Annotated in this window: 16 protein-coding genes; 8 read left to right on the forward strand and 8 right to left on the reverse strand. The window is 51.4% G+C overall.

Going from position 1 to position 17,513, the window contains the following annotated elements:
• Nucleotides 1-396: 396 nt before the first annotated feature.
• Complete coding sequence (locus MN202_RS14590; protein ID WP_335736870.1) at nucleotides 397-1,110, reverse strand: hypothetical protein; 714 nt, start codon at nucleotides 1,108-1,110, stop codon at nucleotides 397-399.
• Nucleotides 1,111-1,292: 182 nt separating this feature from the next.
• On the opposite strand from MN202_RS14590, the gene MN202_RS14595 reads away from it, so the two are divergent.
• On the forward strand, nucleotides 1,293-2,345 hold the full coding sequence (locus MN202_RS14595; protein ID WP_335736871.1) for an alkene reductase: 1,053 nt from the start codon (nucleotides 1,293-1,295) through the stop codon (nucleotides 2,343-2,345).
• Between the two features lie 138 nt (nucleotides 2,346-2,483).
• On the opposite strand, the gene dsbB is transcribed toward MN202_RS14595, so the two are convergent.
• Nucleotides 2,484-3,020, reverse strand: coding sequence for a disulfide bond formation protein DsbB (gene dsbB, locus MN202_RS14600; protein WP_335736872.1), 537 nt, complete (start codon nucleotides 3,018-3,020; stop codon nucleotides 2,484-2,486).
• A gap of 137 nt (nucleotides 3,021-3,157) precedes the next feature.
• Here dsbB and fadR point away from each other — a divergent pair, with 137 nt between their 5' ends.
• Nucleotides 3,158-3,910 carry a fatty acid metabolism transcriptional regulator FadR gene (fadR, locus tag MN202_RS14605; protein ID WP_335736873.1) on the forward strand — a complete coding sequence of 251 codons (753 nt, stop codon included), beginning with the start codon at nucleotides 3,158-3,160 and terminating at the stop codon, nucleotides 3,908-3,910.
• 125 nt (nucleotides 3,911-4,035) lie between these two features.
• Nucleotides 4,036-6,291 (forward strand): aminotransferase class V-fold PLP-dependent enzyme, encoded by a 2,256-nt coding sequence (locus MN202_RS14610; RefSeq protein ID WP_335736874.1) that lies wholly within the window; start codon nucleotides 4,036-4,038, stop codon nucleotides 6,289-6,291.
• A 59-nt stretch (nucleotides 6,292-6,350) separates the two neighbouring features.
• Here the strand turns inward: MN202_RS14610 and MN202_RS14615 are convergent, their stop codons facing one another.
• Nucleotides 6,351-7,025 (reverse strand): ChrR family anti-sigma-E factor, encoded by a 675-nt coding sequence (locus tag MN202_RS14615; protein WP_335736875.1) that lies wholly within the window; start codon nucleotides 7,023-7,025, stop codon nucleotides 6,351-6,353.
• Complete coding sequence (locus MN202_RS14620; protein ID WP_335736876.1) at nucleotides 7,009-7,593, reverse strand: sigma-70 family RNA polymerase sigma factor; 585 nt, start codon at nucleotides 7,591-7,593, stop codon at nucleotides 7,009-7,011. The genes MN202_RS14615 and MN202_RS14620 overlap by 17 nt, the downstream gene beginning before the upstream one ends.
• Before the next feature lie 248 nt (nucleotides 7,594-7,841).
• Between MN202_RS14620 and MN202_RS14625 the strand changes: the two genes are divergently transcribed.
• Both MN202_RS14625 and MN202_RS14630 read left to right on the forward strand, forming a co-directional pair.
• The gene (locus tag MN202_RS14625; RefSeq protein WP_335736877.1) at nucleotides 7,842-8,450 is read left to right on the forward strand and encodes an FMN-dependent NADH-azoreductase; all 609 of its coding nucleotides are present in this window, start codon (nucleotides 7,842-7,844) and stop codon (nucleotides 8,448-8,450) included.
• A 206-nt stretch (nucleotides 8,451-8,656) separates the two neighbouring features.
• On the forward strand, nucleotides 8,657-11,125 hold the full coding sequence (locus MN202_RS14630) for a S9 family peptidase (protein WP_335736878.1): 2,469 nt from the start codon (nucleotides 8,657-8,659) through the stop codon (nucleotides 11,123-11,125).
• Nucleotides 11,126-11,170: 45 nt separating this feature from the next.
• Here MN202_RS14630 and MN202_RS14635 read toward each other — a convergent pair whose 3' ends face one another.
• A complete protein-coding gene (locus MN202_RS14635; RefSeq protein ID WP_335736879.1) occupies nucleotides 11,171-11,860 on the reverse strand; it encodes an RluA family pseudouridine synthase in 690 nt (229 codons plus the stop codon).
• Nucleotides 11,861-11,963: 103 nt separating this feature from the next.
• Between MN202_RS14635 and MN202_RS14640 the strand changes: the two genes are divergently transcribed.
• Nucleotides 11,964-12,638 carry an RluA family pseudouridine synthase gene (locus MN202_RS14640; RefSeq protein ID WP_335736880.1) on the forward strand — a complete coding sequence of 225 codons (675 nt, stop codon included), beginning with the start codon at nucleotides 11,964-11,966 and terminating at the stop codon, nucleotides 12,636-12,638.
• A gap of 17 nt (nucleotides 12,639-12,655) precedes the next feature.
• On the opposite strand, the gene rrtA is transcribed toward MN202_RS14640, so the two are convergent.
• Nucleotides 12,656-13,270 carry a rhombosortase gene (gene rrtA / locus MN202_RS14645; protein ID WP_335736881.1) on the reverse strand — a complete coding sequence of 205 codons (615 nt, stop codon included), beginning with the start codon at nucleotides 13,268-13,270 and terminating at the stop codon, nucleotides 12,656-12,658.
• Between the two features lie 128 nt (nucleotides 13,271-13,398).
• Here rrtA and ggt point away from each other — a divergent pair, with 128 nt between their 5' ends.
• Both ggt and MN202_RS14655 read left to right on the forward strand, forming a co-directional pair.
• Complete coding sequence (gene ggt / locus MN202_RS14650; protein WP_335736882.1) at nucleotides 13,399-15,156, forward strand: gamma-glutamyltransferase; 1,758 nt, start codon at nucleotides 13,399-13,401, stop codon at nucleotides 15,154-15,156.
• Between the two features lie 16 nt (nucleotides 15,157-15,172).
• Nucleotides 15,173-15,913, forward strand: a complete 741-nt coding sequence (locus MN202_RS14655; protein ID WP_335736883.1) for an enoyl-CoA hydratase-related protein — start codon at nucleotides 15,173-15,175, stop codon at nucleotides 15,911-15,913.
• A gap of 24 nt (nucleotides 15,914-15,937) precedes the next feature.
• Here MN202_RS14655 and MN202_RS14660 read toward each other — a convergent pair whose 3' ends face one another.
• A complete protein-coding gene (locus MN202_RS14660; RefSeq protein WP_335736884.1) occupies nucleotides 15,938-16,378 on the reverse strand; it encodes a hypothetical protein in 441 nt (146 codons plus the stop codon).
• A 109-nt stretch (nucleotides 16,379-16,487) separates the two neighbouring features.
• Nucleotides 16,488-17,462 (reverse strand): cysteine synthase A, encoded by a 975-nt coding sequence (cysK, locus tag MN202_RS14665; protein ID WP_335736885.1) that lies wholly within the window; start codon nucleotides 17,460-17,462, stop codon nucleotides 16,488-16,490.
• Between the last annotated feature and the right edge of the window lie 51 nt (nucleotides 17,463-17,513).

Here is a 17,513-nt window from a genome sequence, read left to right on the forward strand (position 1 = left end):
GTTGGGAACATTCCCGGAGTAAGTGTGGTTCAATAACAGGTAGTGGCTGAGAGCTCCGCGCAGCGGCTTAGTTCAACGCTTATTCGGCGGAAAAATCCGTACTTAAACACGGACTTTTCCGTCTTTGTAAATTTAATGTACAGAACACTACATCGTTTTTTTAAAACTTACAATAACTTATAGGTACAACTGATATTTACGATTGCTACAAATGCGGATTAATCCGTCTAATAAGTACTGGCGGCATCCAGATGTAGTTTAGACATTTTATAGTGTTTAAAATTGGGTAAATTTTGGAAATGTCCGCTTTTTGCCATTAACCCAAGCTAAACCGCTTCGCCTTATAAGTTATTGTTTCTTTGCTTGAGAACCAAAACACCGCTTCAGCGTAAGGTTTTATTGCTTAACCAAACCCTTTAACCACTTAACGCCGGTACACAGCAGTTGTTTCAGGTTTACCGGTATTAACACCATTAGCGCTGTGCCTTGGGCGAAGTTAGGGTTTAGCTGACAGTAAAAAGCAATTTCGGCTTTGTTGCTGGCTTTTAACCGCGCTATGTCATCGCCTGTGTAATTGGTTGCGCGGCCTACGGTTTTTAAGCAGTGAAGATTTTGCCAAGTGCTGGCTTCGGCGTTGGGCACCAGGGCGTGATACATGGCAATATCGGCTTGACTCATACCGGGGTTGGGGTAGATAAAGGCGACTTTTTTGCCCATTGCGCGGTACATTGCCGGGCTTAACATAGTGTCCAGATAATACACTTTATGGTTAGGGTGGCGCAGCCAGGTGCGAATTGCCGCCGCAAATGAAAAACCAAAAGTACTGTTGTTGCCGCGATAACCTGGTGTGAACGCCGCTGAGGCGCCCATCACTATGCTGTTGTTGGTGTCTTTTCGAAATGTCAGCAAACAATAACCCTGCAAAGTGTTGCCCTGATAAAACAGCCGCACGCGCCTTTGGTAATGGTCAGGGTTGGCAAAGTAACGGTTAAAATACTGCCGGCTATCGACGCCGTTAAAGCTGGCAGCGATTAACGCAATGATCTGCTCTGTCTCTGTGGCCGTAAGCCAGTTTTTGCTGCTTATTTTATCTAGCTGATAACGCTGCATAAGGGATCACTAAACGAAAACCTGGCTTAATCAGGCCAGTTTTTGCATTTATGCGCAATTATTTTTTTGTCACGCTTGTTATTGTACCAAGTGGTACATATATAGGTTGCAGCCGCAGCCAATGCTGCGATAGCCAATACACTGCTGTGCAGTAAATTTTAACAATGAATGCAGGACTTACTATGCCAACTTTATTTGATCCCATCAGCGTTGGGGATTTGCAGCTAGCCAACCGCATTATAATGGCGCCGTTAACCCGTTGCCGCGCCAGTGCGGGCAGGGTGCCGAATGATTTAATGCGTGAATACTATGTTCAGCGTGCCAGTGCCGGCCTTATTTTAACTGAAGCGACATCGGTAACGCCGATGGGCGTGGGGTACCCCGATACGCCGGGAATTTGGTCGGACGAGCAAGTGGCCGGCTGGCGCAAGATAACTGACGCCGTGCATCAGGCTGGTGGCAAAATTATGCTGCAGCTGTGGCATGTTGGCCGTATTTCCGACCCGCATTACTTAAACGGCGAGCTGCCGGTAGCGCCCAGTGCTATTGCAGCTGATGGCCATGTTAGCTTAATGCGGCCGAAAAAAGCCTTTGTTACCCCGCGTGCACTGGAAACCGACGAGATAGCCGGTATTGTTGCGGCGTATCGCAAAGGTGCGGAAAACGCCAAACTGGCCGGCTTTGACGGCGTAGAAATTCACGGTGCCAATGGCTATTTGCTTGATCAGTTCTTGCAGGATAGCACCAACAAACGTACCGACAACTATGGCGGCAGCATTGAAAACCGCGCCCGTTTACTGCTTGAAGTAACCGATGCGGTAGTAGCGGTGTGGGGTGCCGGCCGGGTAGGTATGCACTTGGCACCGCGTGCTGATGCGCACAGTATGGGCGACTCAACGCGTGCCGATACCTTTGGCTATGTTGCAACAGAGCTGGGTAAACGCGGTATTGCCTTTATTTGTGCCCGCGAAGCGCAGGCTGATGACAGCTTAGGCCCACAATTAAAACGCCAGTTTGGCGGCGTCTACATTGCCAATGAAAAGTTTGATAAAGCCTCGGCACAGGCGGCCATTGCCAACGGTGTGGCCGATGCAGTGGCCTTTGGTGTGCCTTTTATTGCCAATCCGGATTTAGTGCAGCGTTTTGCCGTTGATGCGCCGTTAAATGCAGCTAAGCCAGAGCTGTTTTATAGCAGTGGTGCAGAAGGCTATACCGATTACCCACCTCTTGGCTAATTAACTACCTGAGGCTAAGCGCTACAACAACCGGCTTGCCCTTAACCAACCGTTAAAGGCAAGGATGCCTCAGCCGTGCCCCCAGGGAAGGGGGAACGGCGCATTGCTGTGGCCAAACCGGTTTGTGCGTGGCAGCGTTTAGTCGCGATAGGGGTTGCTACTGATACGGACAACTTGTGCCAGCAACAACAACGCGGCCACTGCTGCATAGCAATACAGCGCCACCGCACTCCAAAACGCCATACTTTTACCTAATAACTGCCAACTGCTATCGCCGCAGCTGCCGGTAGGTTCAAATATTGCCGGTAACCATTTATCCAACGGCAGCCAGCTGGGAAATTCAGCAAACAGAGAACAGCTGAAAAAACCACCTTCAGCCAGTAATTGTTCAATATCAAGCAGCTCCTGTGCCTGCATTGCACCGAAGATAGCTGCTACCAGCATAGCGAGTAACGCCAGTATCCGGCTAAGCGCCAGGCGCGGCGCCAGGAAACCGATAACCGATGCCAGTAAAATAGCAGCAAAAGCGGCGCGGACATTAATACACTTAATGCAGGGCTGCATATTCAGGCCATACTGAAAATACAATGCAGTGCCAAGCAGGCCAAGGCAAGACAACATCAGCAGCAACCAACCCCAGCGCTGCATCGATAACGCCTTTAATTTCTGAAGCATTTTTTATCCTTCTGCCGGGAATTTTAAATTAAGCCGCGGTTAATCTACGGTATTTGTTGGCAATGTACAATCTGTGCAGCATAAACAGGCAATTTTCAGACTGTGACTTGTTAACTGTTCGCGCTCTGGTACAATCAGTGCAAATTTATAATCAAAAAGACGGACAGATCCGCATGACCAATCTGATTAAAGCGCAAAGCCCGGCCGGCTTTGCCGAAGAATATATTGTCGACTCTATCTGGAATGGCAAATTTGCCCCAGGTTCTATACTGCCGGCAGAGCGTGAACTGTCTGAATTAATTGGTGTTACCCGTACCACTTTACGTGAAGTGTTACAACGCCTGGCACGTGACGGCTGGTTAACCATTCAGCATGGTAAACCCACCAAAGTGAATAATTTCTGGGAAACCTCAGGCTTAAATATTCTGGAAACGCTGGCACGGCTGGATGAAGATCAAATGCCAAAGCTGGTCGATGACTTGTTATCTGCCCGCACGAATATCAGTGCTATCTATATTCGTGGTGCGATTAAAAACCATGCTGCGCAGATCATTGAATTGTTTGCCGGTGCAGAAACGCTGGAAGATACGGCCGAAGCTTATGCGGAGTTTGATTACAACCTGAACCACGAACTGGCCCGTTACTCAGAAAATCGCATTTATGTGCTGATCCTGAACGGTTTTCGCGGCCTGTACAACAAAATTGCCCGCTTTTATTTTTCGCACCCTAAGGCGCGTGAACTGGCGCGTAAATACTATCATCAGATTAAACTCTATGCTGAGAACGGCAAATTTGATGAAGTGGTGTTTGCGGTGCGCAAATACGGTAAAGAAAGTGGTATGGTCTGGTCTGAACTGCGGCCACAGATCCCTAAAGATCTGGTTGAATAAACCGATTAAAAAACCGCCTGCTGGCGGTTTTTTTGCATTTGCGTTTCAGGCTTGAGCTTAGCCCGGTAGACGGTTATTATTGCAGGGAATAACATATACTTTTTGGTTATATAGAGGTGCAACGCATGTCCGCTCAGCTGCAAGGTGAGATTTATCTCGATAATAATGCCACTACACCGGTACTGCCGGTGGCGGCGCAAGCGGCGATGCATTGCATGCAACAAGGTTTTGGCAACCCCAGTAGCAGCCATGCCACCGGCATAAAGGCAAAGGCTGAGCTTGAGGCCACCCGGGCGTTAGCGCGCCAGCTGATAGGGGCCAGCAGTGGCGATATTATTTTTACCTCCGGCGCCACCGAAGGCATTCAATCGTCGATAGTTTCTGCGTTATTGGCCTGCCGTGACAAAGGCCTGAGCGGGCCGGATACCTTATTGCTGTATGGCGCGACCGAACATAAAGCCGTACCGGAAAGCCTGAAACACTGGAACCGTGTGCTGCAGCTTAATGCTACTGTACTGGCCATTCCGGTAGATAAAAACGGTTTGCTGGATCAAAACTTTATGCGGCAAAAATTGCCGTTTGCCGCCATGATTTGCACCATGGCCGCCAATAATGAAACCGGCGTAAAGCAAGACTTACTGGCACTGGAGCAGTTAATCCGCGCCATCAACCCTGGTGTGTACTGGATGGTAGATTGTGTGCAGGCGCTGGGTAAAATGTCGCTGAATATCGCCGCCACCAGCATAGATTTTGCGCCTTTCAGTGGCCATAAGCTGTATGCCCCTAAAGGGGTTGGTTTTTTATATGTGCGCCAGGGCGCGCCATACCAACCGTTTATTGCCGGCGGCGGCCAGGAAAGTGGTTTACGTTCCGGCACCGAAAACCTGCCAGGCATCGCCGCCTTGCACGCGGTGTTTAACGAGCTGGCCAAACAAACCGATTCGGCATTTCAGCCAGAAGCTAAGTTATGGCAGTACCGCCAGCAGCTGATTAATGCTTTGCGTCAGGTATTTCCGGCGATGGTATTAAACAGCGATGTGCCTTATGTGGTTCCCACTACGATAAACTTTGCTGTGCCGGATTTTTACAGCAAAGACATTATGGATTTGTTTGACGCGGCCGGCATTCGCGTCAGCTCAGGTTCGGCCTGCAGCTCTAAGGTACCCAGCAGCTTTGTGCTGGATGCAATGGGATTAGAAAGCTGGCGCTCGCAAGGGGCTATCCGGTTATCTTTTGGCCCGGCGATGACGCAGGCCGAGTGTGATAAAGCCTGTAGCGCTATTGCCGCTTTGTCTGCTGTGGTATGTAAACATTGTCTGGTATTGACGGATGCGACCCCGACGTTGGAAATTCATGCCAGCGGCTTACTGCAATTGAAGCACGAAGCACTGTGCAGCTATCTGCTGATCTGTCCCGATAGCCGGCAGGCGCTGGTGATCGATCCGGTGCTGCCACTGGCCGGACGCATTGCCAATATTATTCAGGGCCAGGCGCTGCAACTGACCGCCATACTCGACACCCATTTGCATCAGGATCATCAGTCGGCACGCTCTGAGTTACTCACTTTGTTGGCAACCTCCAGCGCTGATAGCCGCGGCTTAAACCGCAATTGTGACAACCTGGGTTGGCCACAACAGCAGGCAGAAATCACGCTTGGGCCTTATCGTTTAACCAGACTGAATACGCCTGGCCATACGCCGGAAGCGGTCAGTGTGTTGCTATACAAACAGCAGCAAGTACTGGCGGTATTTTGTGGCGATTTGATTTTACCCGGTGGTGTAGGGCGTACGGATTTAAATGGCGGCAATTTAACCGCACTGGCGAACAGTATCCGTGTACTGCAACAACAAATAAACGCCGATACCTTGCTGTTATCCAGCCATGACTATGCGCAGCGCTTTTTTACCACGCTGGCACTCAGTGCTGCGGAACAACCCGCGGTACAGGCCTTGTTACAAAATCAGCCTGAGTCAGCATGGCGCAGCCCGTTGCAACAGCAAGCCATAGCCTTGCAGCAGGCCAGCAGCCATTATTGTGGCCTGGTTGAGGTCAGTTTATCCGACGCGACCGATGTCATTGCCGCTGAGCAGCTGACGACATTTTTAACCGCGCACCCTGACACCCTGGTCGTTGATGTGCGTGAGCCGCATGAGCAAAGCGCGGGTGCGTTATCGGGCTATTTGCCACAGCAGTGGCCGGTGCTGGAAGTGCCCTTATCTAAGCTGGCTGATGCGCTGATCTCACAGCAGCTGCACGCCGAACAGACGCTGTTGCTGGTTTGCCGCTCAGGCAACCGCAGTTTGATGGCGTGTAAAGTGCTGGGACGGCTTGGTTTTAGCCAGGTGTACAATTTGAAAGGCGGCACGGCGCTGTTACGTTAATAGCGCTGATAGAAAAAAGCGCCGCCAGTGGCGGCGCGAACGACTTCCTGCAATAAAACCTAATAGAAAAATTGCTGCAGCGGGTTAAGCAACCGCGTTAAGCCTTTTTTAAACTGCAACGGCGCGCTTAACACCGACAAACACAAGCAATCCTGCCCGGCCAGCGTGCGCGGTGTATGCGTATCATCCGGCGAATTAATCAGTAAATCGCCGGCGACGTATTCGCCGTTCTCGTCGACAATCTTGCCGGCCAGTACCAGTGTCATCTCGAGCCCTAAGTGGGTATGTTGCGGTACCTCAGTGTCATCGGCGATATACAGCAACGAGACGTGATGACCGGCGCCTGCCGGTAATTTGGCTGTGGCAATACCGCCTAACTGCAACCATTTACCATGTTCTGCTGCCAGTCGCTGCAGGGCGCGTGGCATGACAAATTCGCGCTGATTCACCCGGATAGGCTGCGCCTGTGCCAGCTCTGGCTGGGCAGTTTTTGCCAGCTGCGGCTGCGCTACAATGGCGGCAATCATGTCTTGCCAGTCGGTCGACGATCCTGTTGGTGCGGCTTTTTCCAGCTGGCTGGCCATATCTGCGGTAATGTCGCGGTTAAGGCGCTGGCAGTGCGGGCATAGGTCAATATGTGCAGAGACAGCAAGGGCAACATCGGCCGATAAGGTGCCTTCGGCAAACTGCTCCAGCAATGCCATGCTGGGATGAAATTTAATTGCGTGCGCCATCTAGTGCCTCTCTTAATCTGTCCAGCGCCAGACGTAACCGCGATTTCACTGTACCCAGTGGTATTGCCAGTTCATCTGATACTTCCTGATGCGACTTTTCCTGTAAATACACTTTTTCAATCACTTCGCGCTGTGCCGGTGGTAGCTTGTCAAAGTGCGGCAGCAGTTTATCCATTAGTAAATGGCTGTCCCACACGGCGGCGTTATCGTCGGCCTCCATTTCTGGATATTCGCCATCAAGCCACAAATCATCGGCACAGATGTCGTCTTTACGGCTTTGCTTTTTGCGCAACATGTCAAAGCGAACGTTGCGGGCTATGGTAAAAATCCAGGTTGAGGCGCAGCCCCGTGTCGCATCAAACAACACGGCTTTCTTCCACACGTTTAGCATGGTGTCCTGCACCATCTCCAGCGCTTGTTGTTCATTGCCAAACATTTTCATGCCAAAGGCCTTTAGCCTGGGCGCAAAATGGCTAAACAGTTCAGCATAGGCATGCTGATCGCGTTGTAACGCGACGAAGGTCAGCGCATCTTCCCACTGGCTACTGGTATTTTCCGATGTGGACATTGGCGCATTTGTTTCCGGTGACGGTGTCATGCCGCCATCATGCCTTGCTAGCCTGGCTGAATTCAACATCTTTGCTTTTCCCGCGGTGATTTATCGCTGCCATTAGCTTGTGCAAGGTTTTACGCTGCCGGGCTACAGGCGGTTCAATAGCAAACAAATTAAAAAATAGAAAGGTAACTGCGTTTTTATCTGATTTTCATCCTAAAAAATAGCTGTAATATGTGTCGCATCTAACCAAGGAGCTTAGTATGAAACAGATTTTAGTGATTAACAGTTCAATTAGCGGTGATAAAGGCCATTCAGTGCAGTTAGCCGAGCAATTTCTGGCGCAGTTGCCGCAGGGCAGTTTTAGCGTCGACAACCTGGATTTAAACCGTACGCCGTTACCGCATTTAGCCATGGATGAAATGGCGGCCTGGATGACACCGGCAGAGCAACGCAGTGCAGAGCAGCAACAATTAGCCGCCATTTCCGACGATATTATTGCCAGGGTGAAGGCGGCTGACGTTATCGTGCTGGGCGTGCCTATGTATAACTTTGGCGTGCCATCGCAGTTAAAAGCGCTGCTGGATCGGGTGGCCCGCGCCGGCATCACGTTTAAATATACCGAGCAAGGCCCGGTTGGATTACTCGACGACAAGCCGGTTGTTATTTTTGCCACCCGTGGCGGTATCTATCAGGGCACCGCTATGGACAGCCAAACGCCGTTTTTACAGTCGTTCTTTAATTTTGTCGGTTTAAAAAGCCAGTACTTTGTATATGCTGAAGGCCTGAATATGGGCCCAGACGCACAGCAAGCCGCGCTTGACGCCGCTAAGTGTCGTTTGGTTGAAGTCGGGGCCGCTATCGCAGCCTGATAGCCGGCGTGCGCTACTTCTCTGTCGCCGTTATGCTTAGCCTGAGCTAAGGATAACGGCAGTGTTAACCGGCACTTTGCAGCCGGTTTTTTTGTCCGCTTAATCCTGTTTGCTTAGCTATCAGCCGCATCTGTAATTATGACGGTTGCGTTAAGTGCACAGCCTTTGTATAACAGGGCGTCTTTTATCATTATAAGAAGCGTGTTATGACTAACAACCGACTCACAGTGCTGTGTGCAGCTTTGTGTGCCGCGCTGCTAAGCCCGGCGCAGGCTAAAAACAACGAACCTCAAACTTACCAAACCAACCCCATTAGCGTACCTGCAGTATTTCAGGCTGATCACAGCATTAAACTGACGATGGAACAGATCATGGCGCATCCGGACTGGTTGGGGCGTCAGGCTGAATCGGCGCACTGGGCAGCGGATTCCAGCCAGATTTACTATCAGCGTAAGCGCGAGGGCAGTGAATTACGCGACTGGTTTGTGCGTCCGCTGAATGCGGACAATAATGGTGAGCCGGTGGCTTTGTCTGATTTGCATAAAATTGGCGCAGATGATGCGGTATACAACCTGAATCGCAGCCTGCAGGCCTATGTGTTTGAAGGCGATATTTACCTGCGCGATATGGCAACGGCTAAGGTGACACAACTGACCCGCGATAATGAGCGGCAAAGTGCGCCGCAGTTTTTGCGGGATGGCCGTATCGTCTACCGTGAAGGCTGGAGTTTTTATGCCCAGGATACAGCCGGCGGCCAGCGTACTGAAGTGGCCAGCCTGAAACTGGAAGAGGCGCCTAAAGCGCCGGCGCAACCTAAGGGTTATCTGGCGCAACAGCAGCACAAGCTTATTGAGTTTGTCGCTCTGGAGCAGCGAAATGCCACAGAGCGGCATCAGGCACAGCAGCAACTGCAGCAGCAGAATAGTAACCTGGCACCGACAGCGTTTTATCTGGGTAAAGACCAGCACATCGTATCGGCCAGCTTGTCGCCAAAAGCAGATTACCTGCTGGTAGCGGTGCGCAAAGCCAGTAAGCGTAATGATAAAGACATTATGACCAATTACATTACCGGCAGTGGCGATATCGCTGCGCAGCCGGTAAGGGCGCGCGTGAATGATGCGACACCGGCACCACAGCGCATTTTGTTACTTAACCTGCAAGATGGCAGCAACACAGAGCTAAGCTACAGCAGCTTGCCGGGTTACAACGAAGATGTACTGGCCGAGGTCAAGGCAGAAAACGCCAAAGCGCGTGGCGAGAAATACAAAAGCGAAAAAGTGATCCGTGATATTGGCCTGATGAATGACTGGTACTGGAGCCAGAGCGCCATGCGCTGGCACAACAGTGGCGAACAGGTCGCGCTTATGTTAAAGGCGCTGGACAATAAAGATCGCTGGATTGCTACGGTCGACTTCAAACAGAAAAAACTGCTGCCGCAGCACCGTCTGCATGATAAGGCCTGGGTTAACTATGCGTTTAATGACTTTGGCTGGTTAAACAACAGCAACAGTCTGTACTTCTTATCTGAAGAGTCGGGTTATTCACACCTGTATGTTAAGCCGCTAACAGCTAAGGCGAAAAAGCTGACCAGCGGCACCTTTGAAGTAAGCAACCCGGTACTGACGCAAGACGACGGCTACATTTACTTTCAGGCGAACGTAAATCACCCGGGTAACTACGAGGTATACCGTGCGGGATTAGCAAGCGGTAAAACTGAGCAGCTTACCAAACTGGGCGGCAGTACCAGCTTTACGCTGTCACCGGACGAGCAACAGCTGTTGTTAAATTTTTCTACCAACCTGCAGCCAAATGAACTCTATGTCGCTGAGGCGAAACCTGACGCTGCCGTCAGGCGATTAACCGATACCATCTCTGAGCAGTTTAAACAGCTGCCGCTGCAAGCACCAAGCATAGTTGCTGTGCCGTCCAGCCACGGTAAGCAGCCGGTTTTTGCCAAGGTGTATTACCCGGCGGATTACCAGCAGGGCGAAAAACGCCGCGCAGTTATTTTTAACCATGGTGCCGGTTATCTGCAAAACAGTGATTTGGGCTGGTCGGGTTATTTTCGCGAGTTTTTCTTCCATAACCTGTTAACGCAGCAAGGCTATGTGGTAATGGATATGGATTACCGGGCATCAAAAGGCTACGGCCGTGACTGGCGTACTGCCATTTACCGGCGTATGGGTACACCGGAAATTGAAGACTTAGCGGACGGTGTGAACTGGCTGGTAGCCAATGCTAATGTGGATCGCAACCGTATTGGCACTTATGGTGGCTCGTACGGTGGCTTTATGACCTTTATGGCGCTGTTTACCCAGCCGGAGTTATTTCAGGCCGGTGCGGCACTGCGTCCGGTAAGTGACTGGGCCTATTACAACCAGCCGTATACGTCTAATATCCTGAATACACCGGCAATTGACCCTATAGCTTACGAGCGCAGCTCGCCAATTTATTTTAGCCAGGGCCTGAAAAAGCCGCTGCTAATCAACGCGCCTATGGTGGATGACAATGTGTTCTTCCAGGATGTGGTGCGCTTGGTGCAGCGCCTGATTGAGCAGGAAAATATCAACTTTGAAACGGCTATTTACCCGGTAGAGCCGCATGGTTTCCGCCAACCCAGCAGCTGGCTGGACGAGTACCGCCGGATCTATAAGTTGTTTGAGCAGAACCTGTAACTGTTAGCGCAATGCCTAAAACGCCTCAATTTACGGGGCGTTTTTTTATAGTGTTTTTAACTGGCCAGCGGCAGTAACAAAATCGCTGTCGGCACTAAAATGCAGCGGCTTGCCGTTATAAGGTTGAAATAACTGTAACTCGGCAGCGTGCAGTAGCAGCCTGGGGGCGGCCGCCAGTGCGTTTGGATGAGCATAAAAGGCATCCCCCAGTATCGGGTGGCCCAAATGCAGCATATGCATACGTAGCTGGTGCGAACGGCCGGTTACCGGCTGCAGTTCTACCAGGGCCCGGTCAGCTAGCTGTTGCAACACCCTGTAGTGGGTGACAGCCGCTTTGCCGCTGTTAAAACATATCTTTTGTTTTGGTGGGTTATCACTGTCTGCAAGCAGTGGCACATCTATACTGCCGCTGCTTTGTGCTAACTTACCCCAGACCACGGCCAGATAGCGTTTGCGTACAATACGATCGGCAAATTGCTGCTTAAGTGCCGCTTCGGCCTTACGCCGCAGCGCAATAACGACCACGCCGGATGTGGCCATATCCAGGCGGTGTACTAATTGCGCCAGCGGATACTGCTGCTGCACCCGGCTTAACAAACAATCGGCTAACTGCGGCCCGCGACCGGGGTTGGTTAGCAAGCCGCTGGGTTTATTCAGCACGATCAGATCTTTGTCCTGATACAGCACCTCAAGCCAGGGCTCAATGGGCGGGGCATACACAAAAGGTAAAGTCATAAGGCGGTACTTTAGCGATAAAGCGCTTAGCTTAGCTGAATTTAGCCAGCAGACGAAAGGCTTTTGCGGCATAATAGCCGCCGTTAACCCTACGGAGAGCCCGATGAGCAACAGCACTGAAGAACTGGCGATACTGCCGGCAACCAGCGAGCCTTACCAGATAGTTTATGAAGATGATGTATTGCTGGTGGTGAATAAGCCCGCGCAGTTGCTGACCGTGCCGGGGCGGCATCCGCAAAATCAGGATTGCCTGATCCGCCGGGTGCAGCGTGAGTTTCCGTTTGCCGAAGTCGTGCACCGGCTGGATTATGATACGTCCGGCTTGCTGATCCTGCCGCTGACAAAAAGGGTGTTGTCGGATATCAGCAAGCAGTTTCAGGCGCGTAGTGTGCAAAAACACTATATTGCCGTAGTAGAGGGCAAACTGGCAAAAGCCAAAGGGGTGATAGAGTTGCCACTGGCCGCTGATGAGCAAAAACGGCCACTGTATAAAGTGTGCCCGCAACAGGGTAAGCCATCAGAAACCCGCTATCGGTTGCTAAGTTACAACGCGGCAGCCAACCACAGCCGTGTGCAACTGGAGCCGGTAACCGGGCGCTCACATCAACTGCGGGTGCATATGTTGGCGCTGGGCCATCCAATGCTGGGCGATAGCCTGTACGCCCCCGGGGCTATTGCCGCTAAAAGCCCACGCTTAATGCTGCATGCAGAATATATCCGCTTTGTGCATCCGTTAAGTCGCGCCGTGATTGAATTTAGTGCGCCTGCGCCGTTTTAACGCCTTGTTGTCGTAAGTTAAGCCTGATCGCGCTTTAACAGCGCTGCCGCTAAACCAACAATCAAGCCGGCAATTACACCGTATAAATGAGCGTCGATAGCAACGCTGGCAGCGATAAGCTCTGCCAGCTGGGCATCGGGGCCTTGCCATTGCTCCCAGCCAACCTTAATACATAACCCGACCAGTAATAACCAGCCGCTGCGCATTTTTAGCTGAATATCACGCAGTGCACCCAATGTCAGCATACTGTGCAATAAACCGGATAAGCCGACATAAATTGCGATATCCGGCGAGTACATATACAGGGCAACACTGATAAGCAATGCACAAAGTGCCCACTGGCGGTAAAGCACTGCAGAGCGATAGTAGTGACTGTGCAGCAGCATTGCCAGCAGCAAGCCAGCCAGGTTCATTAATAAATGCCAATTATTGCTGTGCAGCAGGTGGCCGCTGAGTAAACGCCACAGCTGGCCACTGCCGATAGCATTACGCTGATACTGCAACAGCTGCTGCAGGCTATCGGGTAATAAGGATAACAGCACTAACACTAGTGCCAACAGTAAATAGGGAACATGGTAGCGGCGCAGTAACATTAACGGCTTAGCCTGTGTAAACACAAAGGCACTATGCAAAACGATCTGCGCGGTAACGTCAAGCTGATTTTGTCGCCTGTCGCAGCACATTGACGCTGGTTAATATTGATCTTGGCCTGCTATCTGGGTAGGGTGTCAGTTTGTTAAATAACAGGACCGCTGCAGTTATGCGCTCATTTGCTTCAGGCTTTTATCAACGGTTACTTGCTACCGCCTTTATCACGTTATCAACCAGTGCTCCGTTATCGGCGCAGCAGGAAACGCGGGAACCTGAAGCGGCAACCGGGGTGTACCAACAGCAACTGGTGCTCGCCAAGCACTATATGGTGTCAGCCGCGCATCCTATGGCAACACAGGCCGGGGTCAATGTGCTGGCCAAAGGTGGCAGTGCTGTAGACGCCGCTATTGCCGTGCAACTGATGCTGGGGCTGGTAGAGCCGCAAAGCTCTGGCATAGGTGGCGGTGCTTTTATGCTGCACTGGCAGGCTGCACAGCAACAGCTAACAGGGTTTGACGGCCGGGAAACCGCACCTAAAAGCGCTGACGGTGATTTATTCAGTGACAACGGCACAGTGATGAACTGGCGTGATGCTTATGTTGGCGGAAAATCGGTTGGCGTACCCGGTGTAGTGGCTATGTTATACAGTGCGCATCAGCAGCACGGTAAACTAACCTGGGCTGAGCTATTTACCGATACCATTGCCGCTGCTGAGCAGGGATTTCAGGTTTCCAGCCGCACCGCACGGCAACTGGCGATGGGCTGGAACAAAGGCGTGTCGCAGTTTTATGAGTCAAAGCAGTATTTCTTCCCGGACGGTAAACCGGTAGCGCAAGGCAGTGTGCTGAAAAATCCGGCGTATGCCGCTACATTAAAAGCGATTGCCAGCAAAGGCCCGGATGCTTTTTATAAAGGCGAACTGGCTAAAGCGATCAGCGAGCGGGTGCAAACCGCCCCGGTTAACCCCGGCGGCATGACAACCGACGACTTAGCCTCGTATCAGGTGGTGCAACGTGATGCGGTCTGTATCGCGTACCGGGTATACAAAGTCTGTGGTATGGCACCGCCAAGTTCAGGCGGCATAGCGGTACTGCAGATGTTGGGGATCTTACAGCAGTTTGAGCTGGATAAACTGGCACCGGGCAGTGTGCAGGCTACGCATATACTGGCGCAGGCGGCCAAACTGGCGTTTGCCGATCGCGAGCTTTATCTGGCCGATCCGGCTTTTGTGCCGGTGCCGGTTAGTGGCATGTTAGCGCCGGATTATCTGGCATCGCGTGCAGCCTTAATTGATTTAACCAAGGCTGGCGTACCCGCAACAGCTGGCGTGCCTAAAGGCGCACCGGCGTTAATACCGGCAGCGTCGCCGGAGCTGCCCAACACCAGCCATTTTTCGATTGTTGACGCAGCGGGTAACGCTGTCAGTATGACCAGCAGTATTGAAAACGTATTTGGCTCCGGCCTGATGGTTGGCGGTTTTATGCTAAACAACCAGCTAACCGACTTTAGCTTAACACCGGTGCACAACGGTCATCTGGTTGCCAACCGGGTGCAGGGAGGTAAAAGACCGCGCTCGTCGATGGCCCCAATGATGGTGTTTGATGCCAAAGGTCAATTATTACTGGTTATCGGCTCGCCGGGCGGCAGCCGTATCATTAACTATGTGGCACAAAGTATAGTGGCGGTATTAGATTGGAAACTCGATGTGCAGCAGGCGTTAAATTTGCCGCGCTTTACCCACCGTAACGACTATCTGGCGCTGGAAAAAGGTACTGCATTGGCACAACAGGCGGCGATACTGCAAGACATGGGCTACAAGGTACAGTTGCAGGATTTAAATAGCGGTTTGCATGCCATTATGCTGACTGAAGGCGCGTTAGCCGGTGCTGCCGACCCGCGCAGGGAAGGTCAGGCCGCAGGCAAGTAATTAGATTGAGATAAATATGTCAGAGTTAATAATACAACAGCAGGGCGCGGTACTTGAGCTAAGCCTGAACCGGCCGGGGAAAAAAAACGCGTTAAGCCAGCACATGTATCGTCAGTTGACCACGGCGCTGAGCCAGGCGGCACAAGATAACAGTATTCATGTGGTGTTATTGCAGGGAAGCCACGATTGTTTTAGTGCCGGTAATGATTTACAGGATTTTCTCGGTGCCGGTGAGCTGAATTCAGAGCATCCAACCGTGCAGTTTTTGTATCAGCTGGCCCGATTTAATAAACCGCTGGTAGCGGCAGTGGCGGGGCTGGCTATTGGCATAGGCACGACCGCTTTGCTGCATTGTGATCTGGTGTACGCCTGCGATAACGCCCGTTTTCAGTTACCCTTTAGCCAGCTGGGTTTATGTCCGGAAGCGGGCTCCAGTATATTGCTGCCGCAGCTGGCCGGTTATCAGCGGGCGGCACAGTATCTGTTATTAGGCGAAGCTTTTGGCGCGGCAGAGGCGCTGCAAATGGGGTTGGTAAACCAGGTCGTAGACAGCAGCAGCCTGACAGCGCTGGCGCGGGAAAAAGCCGCTAAACTGGCAGCGTTGCCATCAGATGCGGTTCAAAGTAGTAAGGCGTTGCTAAAACGCAGCAGTGCGGCATTAACGCTGGACAGCATAGCCGCAGAATTAGTGCAGTTTCAGCGCCTGCTTAACAGTGACGCCTGTCAGCAACGCATAGCAGCATTTTTCAAGCGTTAAATGTGGCTGAACCAGTAGCTAAATTCAGCGCGCGCTGCTGCTGAATTTATCTACTTTAACCATTTGCACCAGCCAGCGGCCGTTTTGTTTTACCATCTCTACATTGCGCAGTTCATCAATCTGTTTGCCATCGTTAGTGCCGGTAAGCAAGATAGCAATCTCTGCGACGTCTTCATATTGTTCCCGCAGGTTACCGCCGCTGCGGTTAATGCGGATTTCTACCGAGTCATACGAGACATTGACCAGGACCCGGCCGACCTGACGCACACTGCCATAAGACTCCATTAAATCAGCAAATTCGGCAGTGCTCATTTGTTTGGCTTTTTCTAAATCCTTTTCATTGTACAGCGCATGAAAAAACTGGCTGGCGTTATATTCAGGCGTGCCCCATTGCGCATTTACTTTGGGTTTGTCTTCGGTACAGGCAGTCAGCAGCAGGATCAGCAGCAGGTAAAATAGTCTCATTGGGCAGGGGCTCAGATAGTTTGCTTGCAAACAGTGTGGCGCTTTTTTTTACGGCTGTAAAGCAAAGGGCTGCAATAGCAGCCCTAAAGTTGTTAGCTTAATTGGTTGATTAGGCTTGTAATTCCTGCTCTGTAAACACTTCAGCAAACAGCGGGCTGGTTAAATAGCGCTCAGCGGCGCTGGCCAGGATCACGACAATATTTTTACCGGCGTTTTCTGGTTTTGCTGCCAGACGCTGGGCGGCAACCAAGGCCGCACCGGATGAAATACCGGCCAGTATGCCTTCTTCACGCATTAAGCGGTGTGCTGCGGCTATGGCTTCGTCACTGCTAACGCGCTCAACGTCATCTACCAGAGCTAAATCCAGGTTGCCCGGAATAAAGCCGGCACCTATGCCCTGAATTTTGTGCGGGCCGGGTTTTAACTCTTCGCCGGCTTTAGCCTGAGTGATCACCGGTGATTCAGCCGGCTCTACTGCCACACTTAACAGCGGCAGCTTTTTCTCGTGTTTCAGATAGCGGCTAACACCGGTAATGGTACCGCCGGTACCCACGCCAGCGACAAAAATGTCCACTTTACCGTCTAAATCATTAAAAATTTCCGGGCCTGTGGTATCAAAGTGAATTTGCGGGTTAGCCGGGTTTTCAAACTGGCCTAAAATTAAATATTTATCCGGGTTAGATGCCTGAATTTCTTTGGCTTTTTCAATAGCGCCTTTCATGCCCTTAGGCCCTTCGGTCAGCACTAAATTGGCACCTAAAGCTTTTAACAGCTTGCGTCTTTCCAGGCTCATTGTCGCTGGCATGGTCAGTGTCAGCTTATAACCCCGGCTGGCAGCCACAAAGGCCAGAGCTATGCCGGTGTTACCCGAGGTCGGCTCAACCAATTGAGTATCTTTGGTTAACAGGCCTTTTTTCTCAGCATCCCAAATCAATGCAGCACCCAGGCGGCATTTTACGCTGAAGCTGGGGTTACGAGCTTCAATCTTGGCGTAGACATTGGCTCCGCCGTCAATGGTCCGGTTTAATTTGACCAGCGGGGTGCGGCCGATAGACAATGAGTTGTCTGCATAGACGTTTGCCATAAAAAAACTCCGTTTACGATAAATTGGTTATAAGAATACGCCAGCGTGGCA

The sequence above is a fragment of the Rheinheimera muenzenbergensis genome, assembly GCF_036984005.1.
GTDB lineage: Bacteria > Pseudomonadota > Gammaproteobacteria > Enterobacterales > Alteromonadaceae > Alishewanella > Alishewanella muenzenbergensis.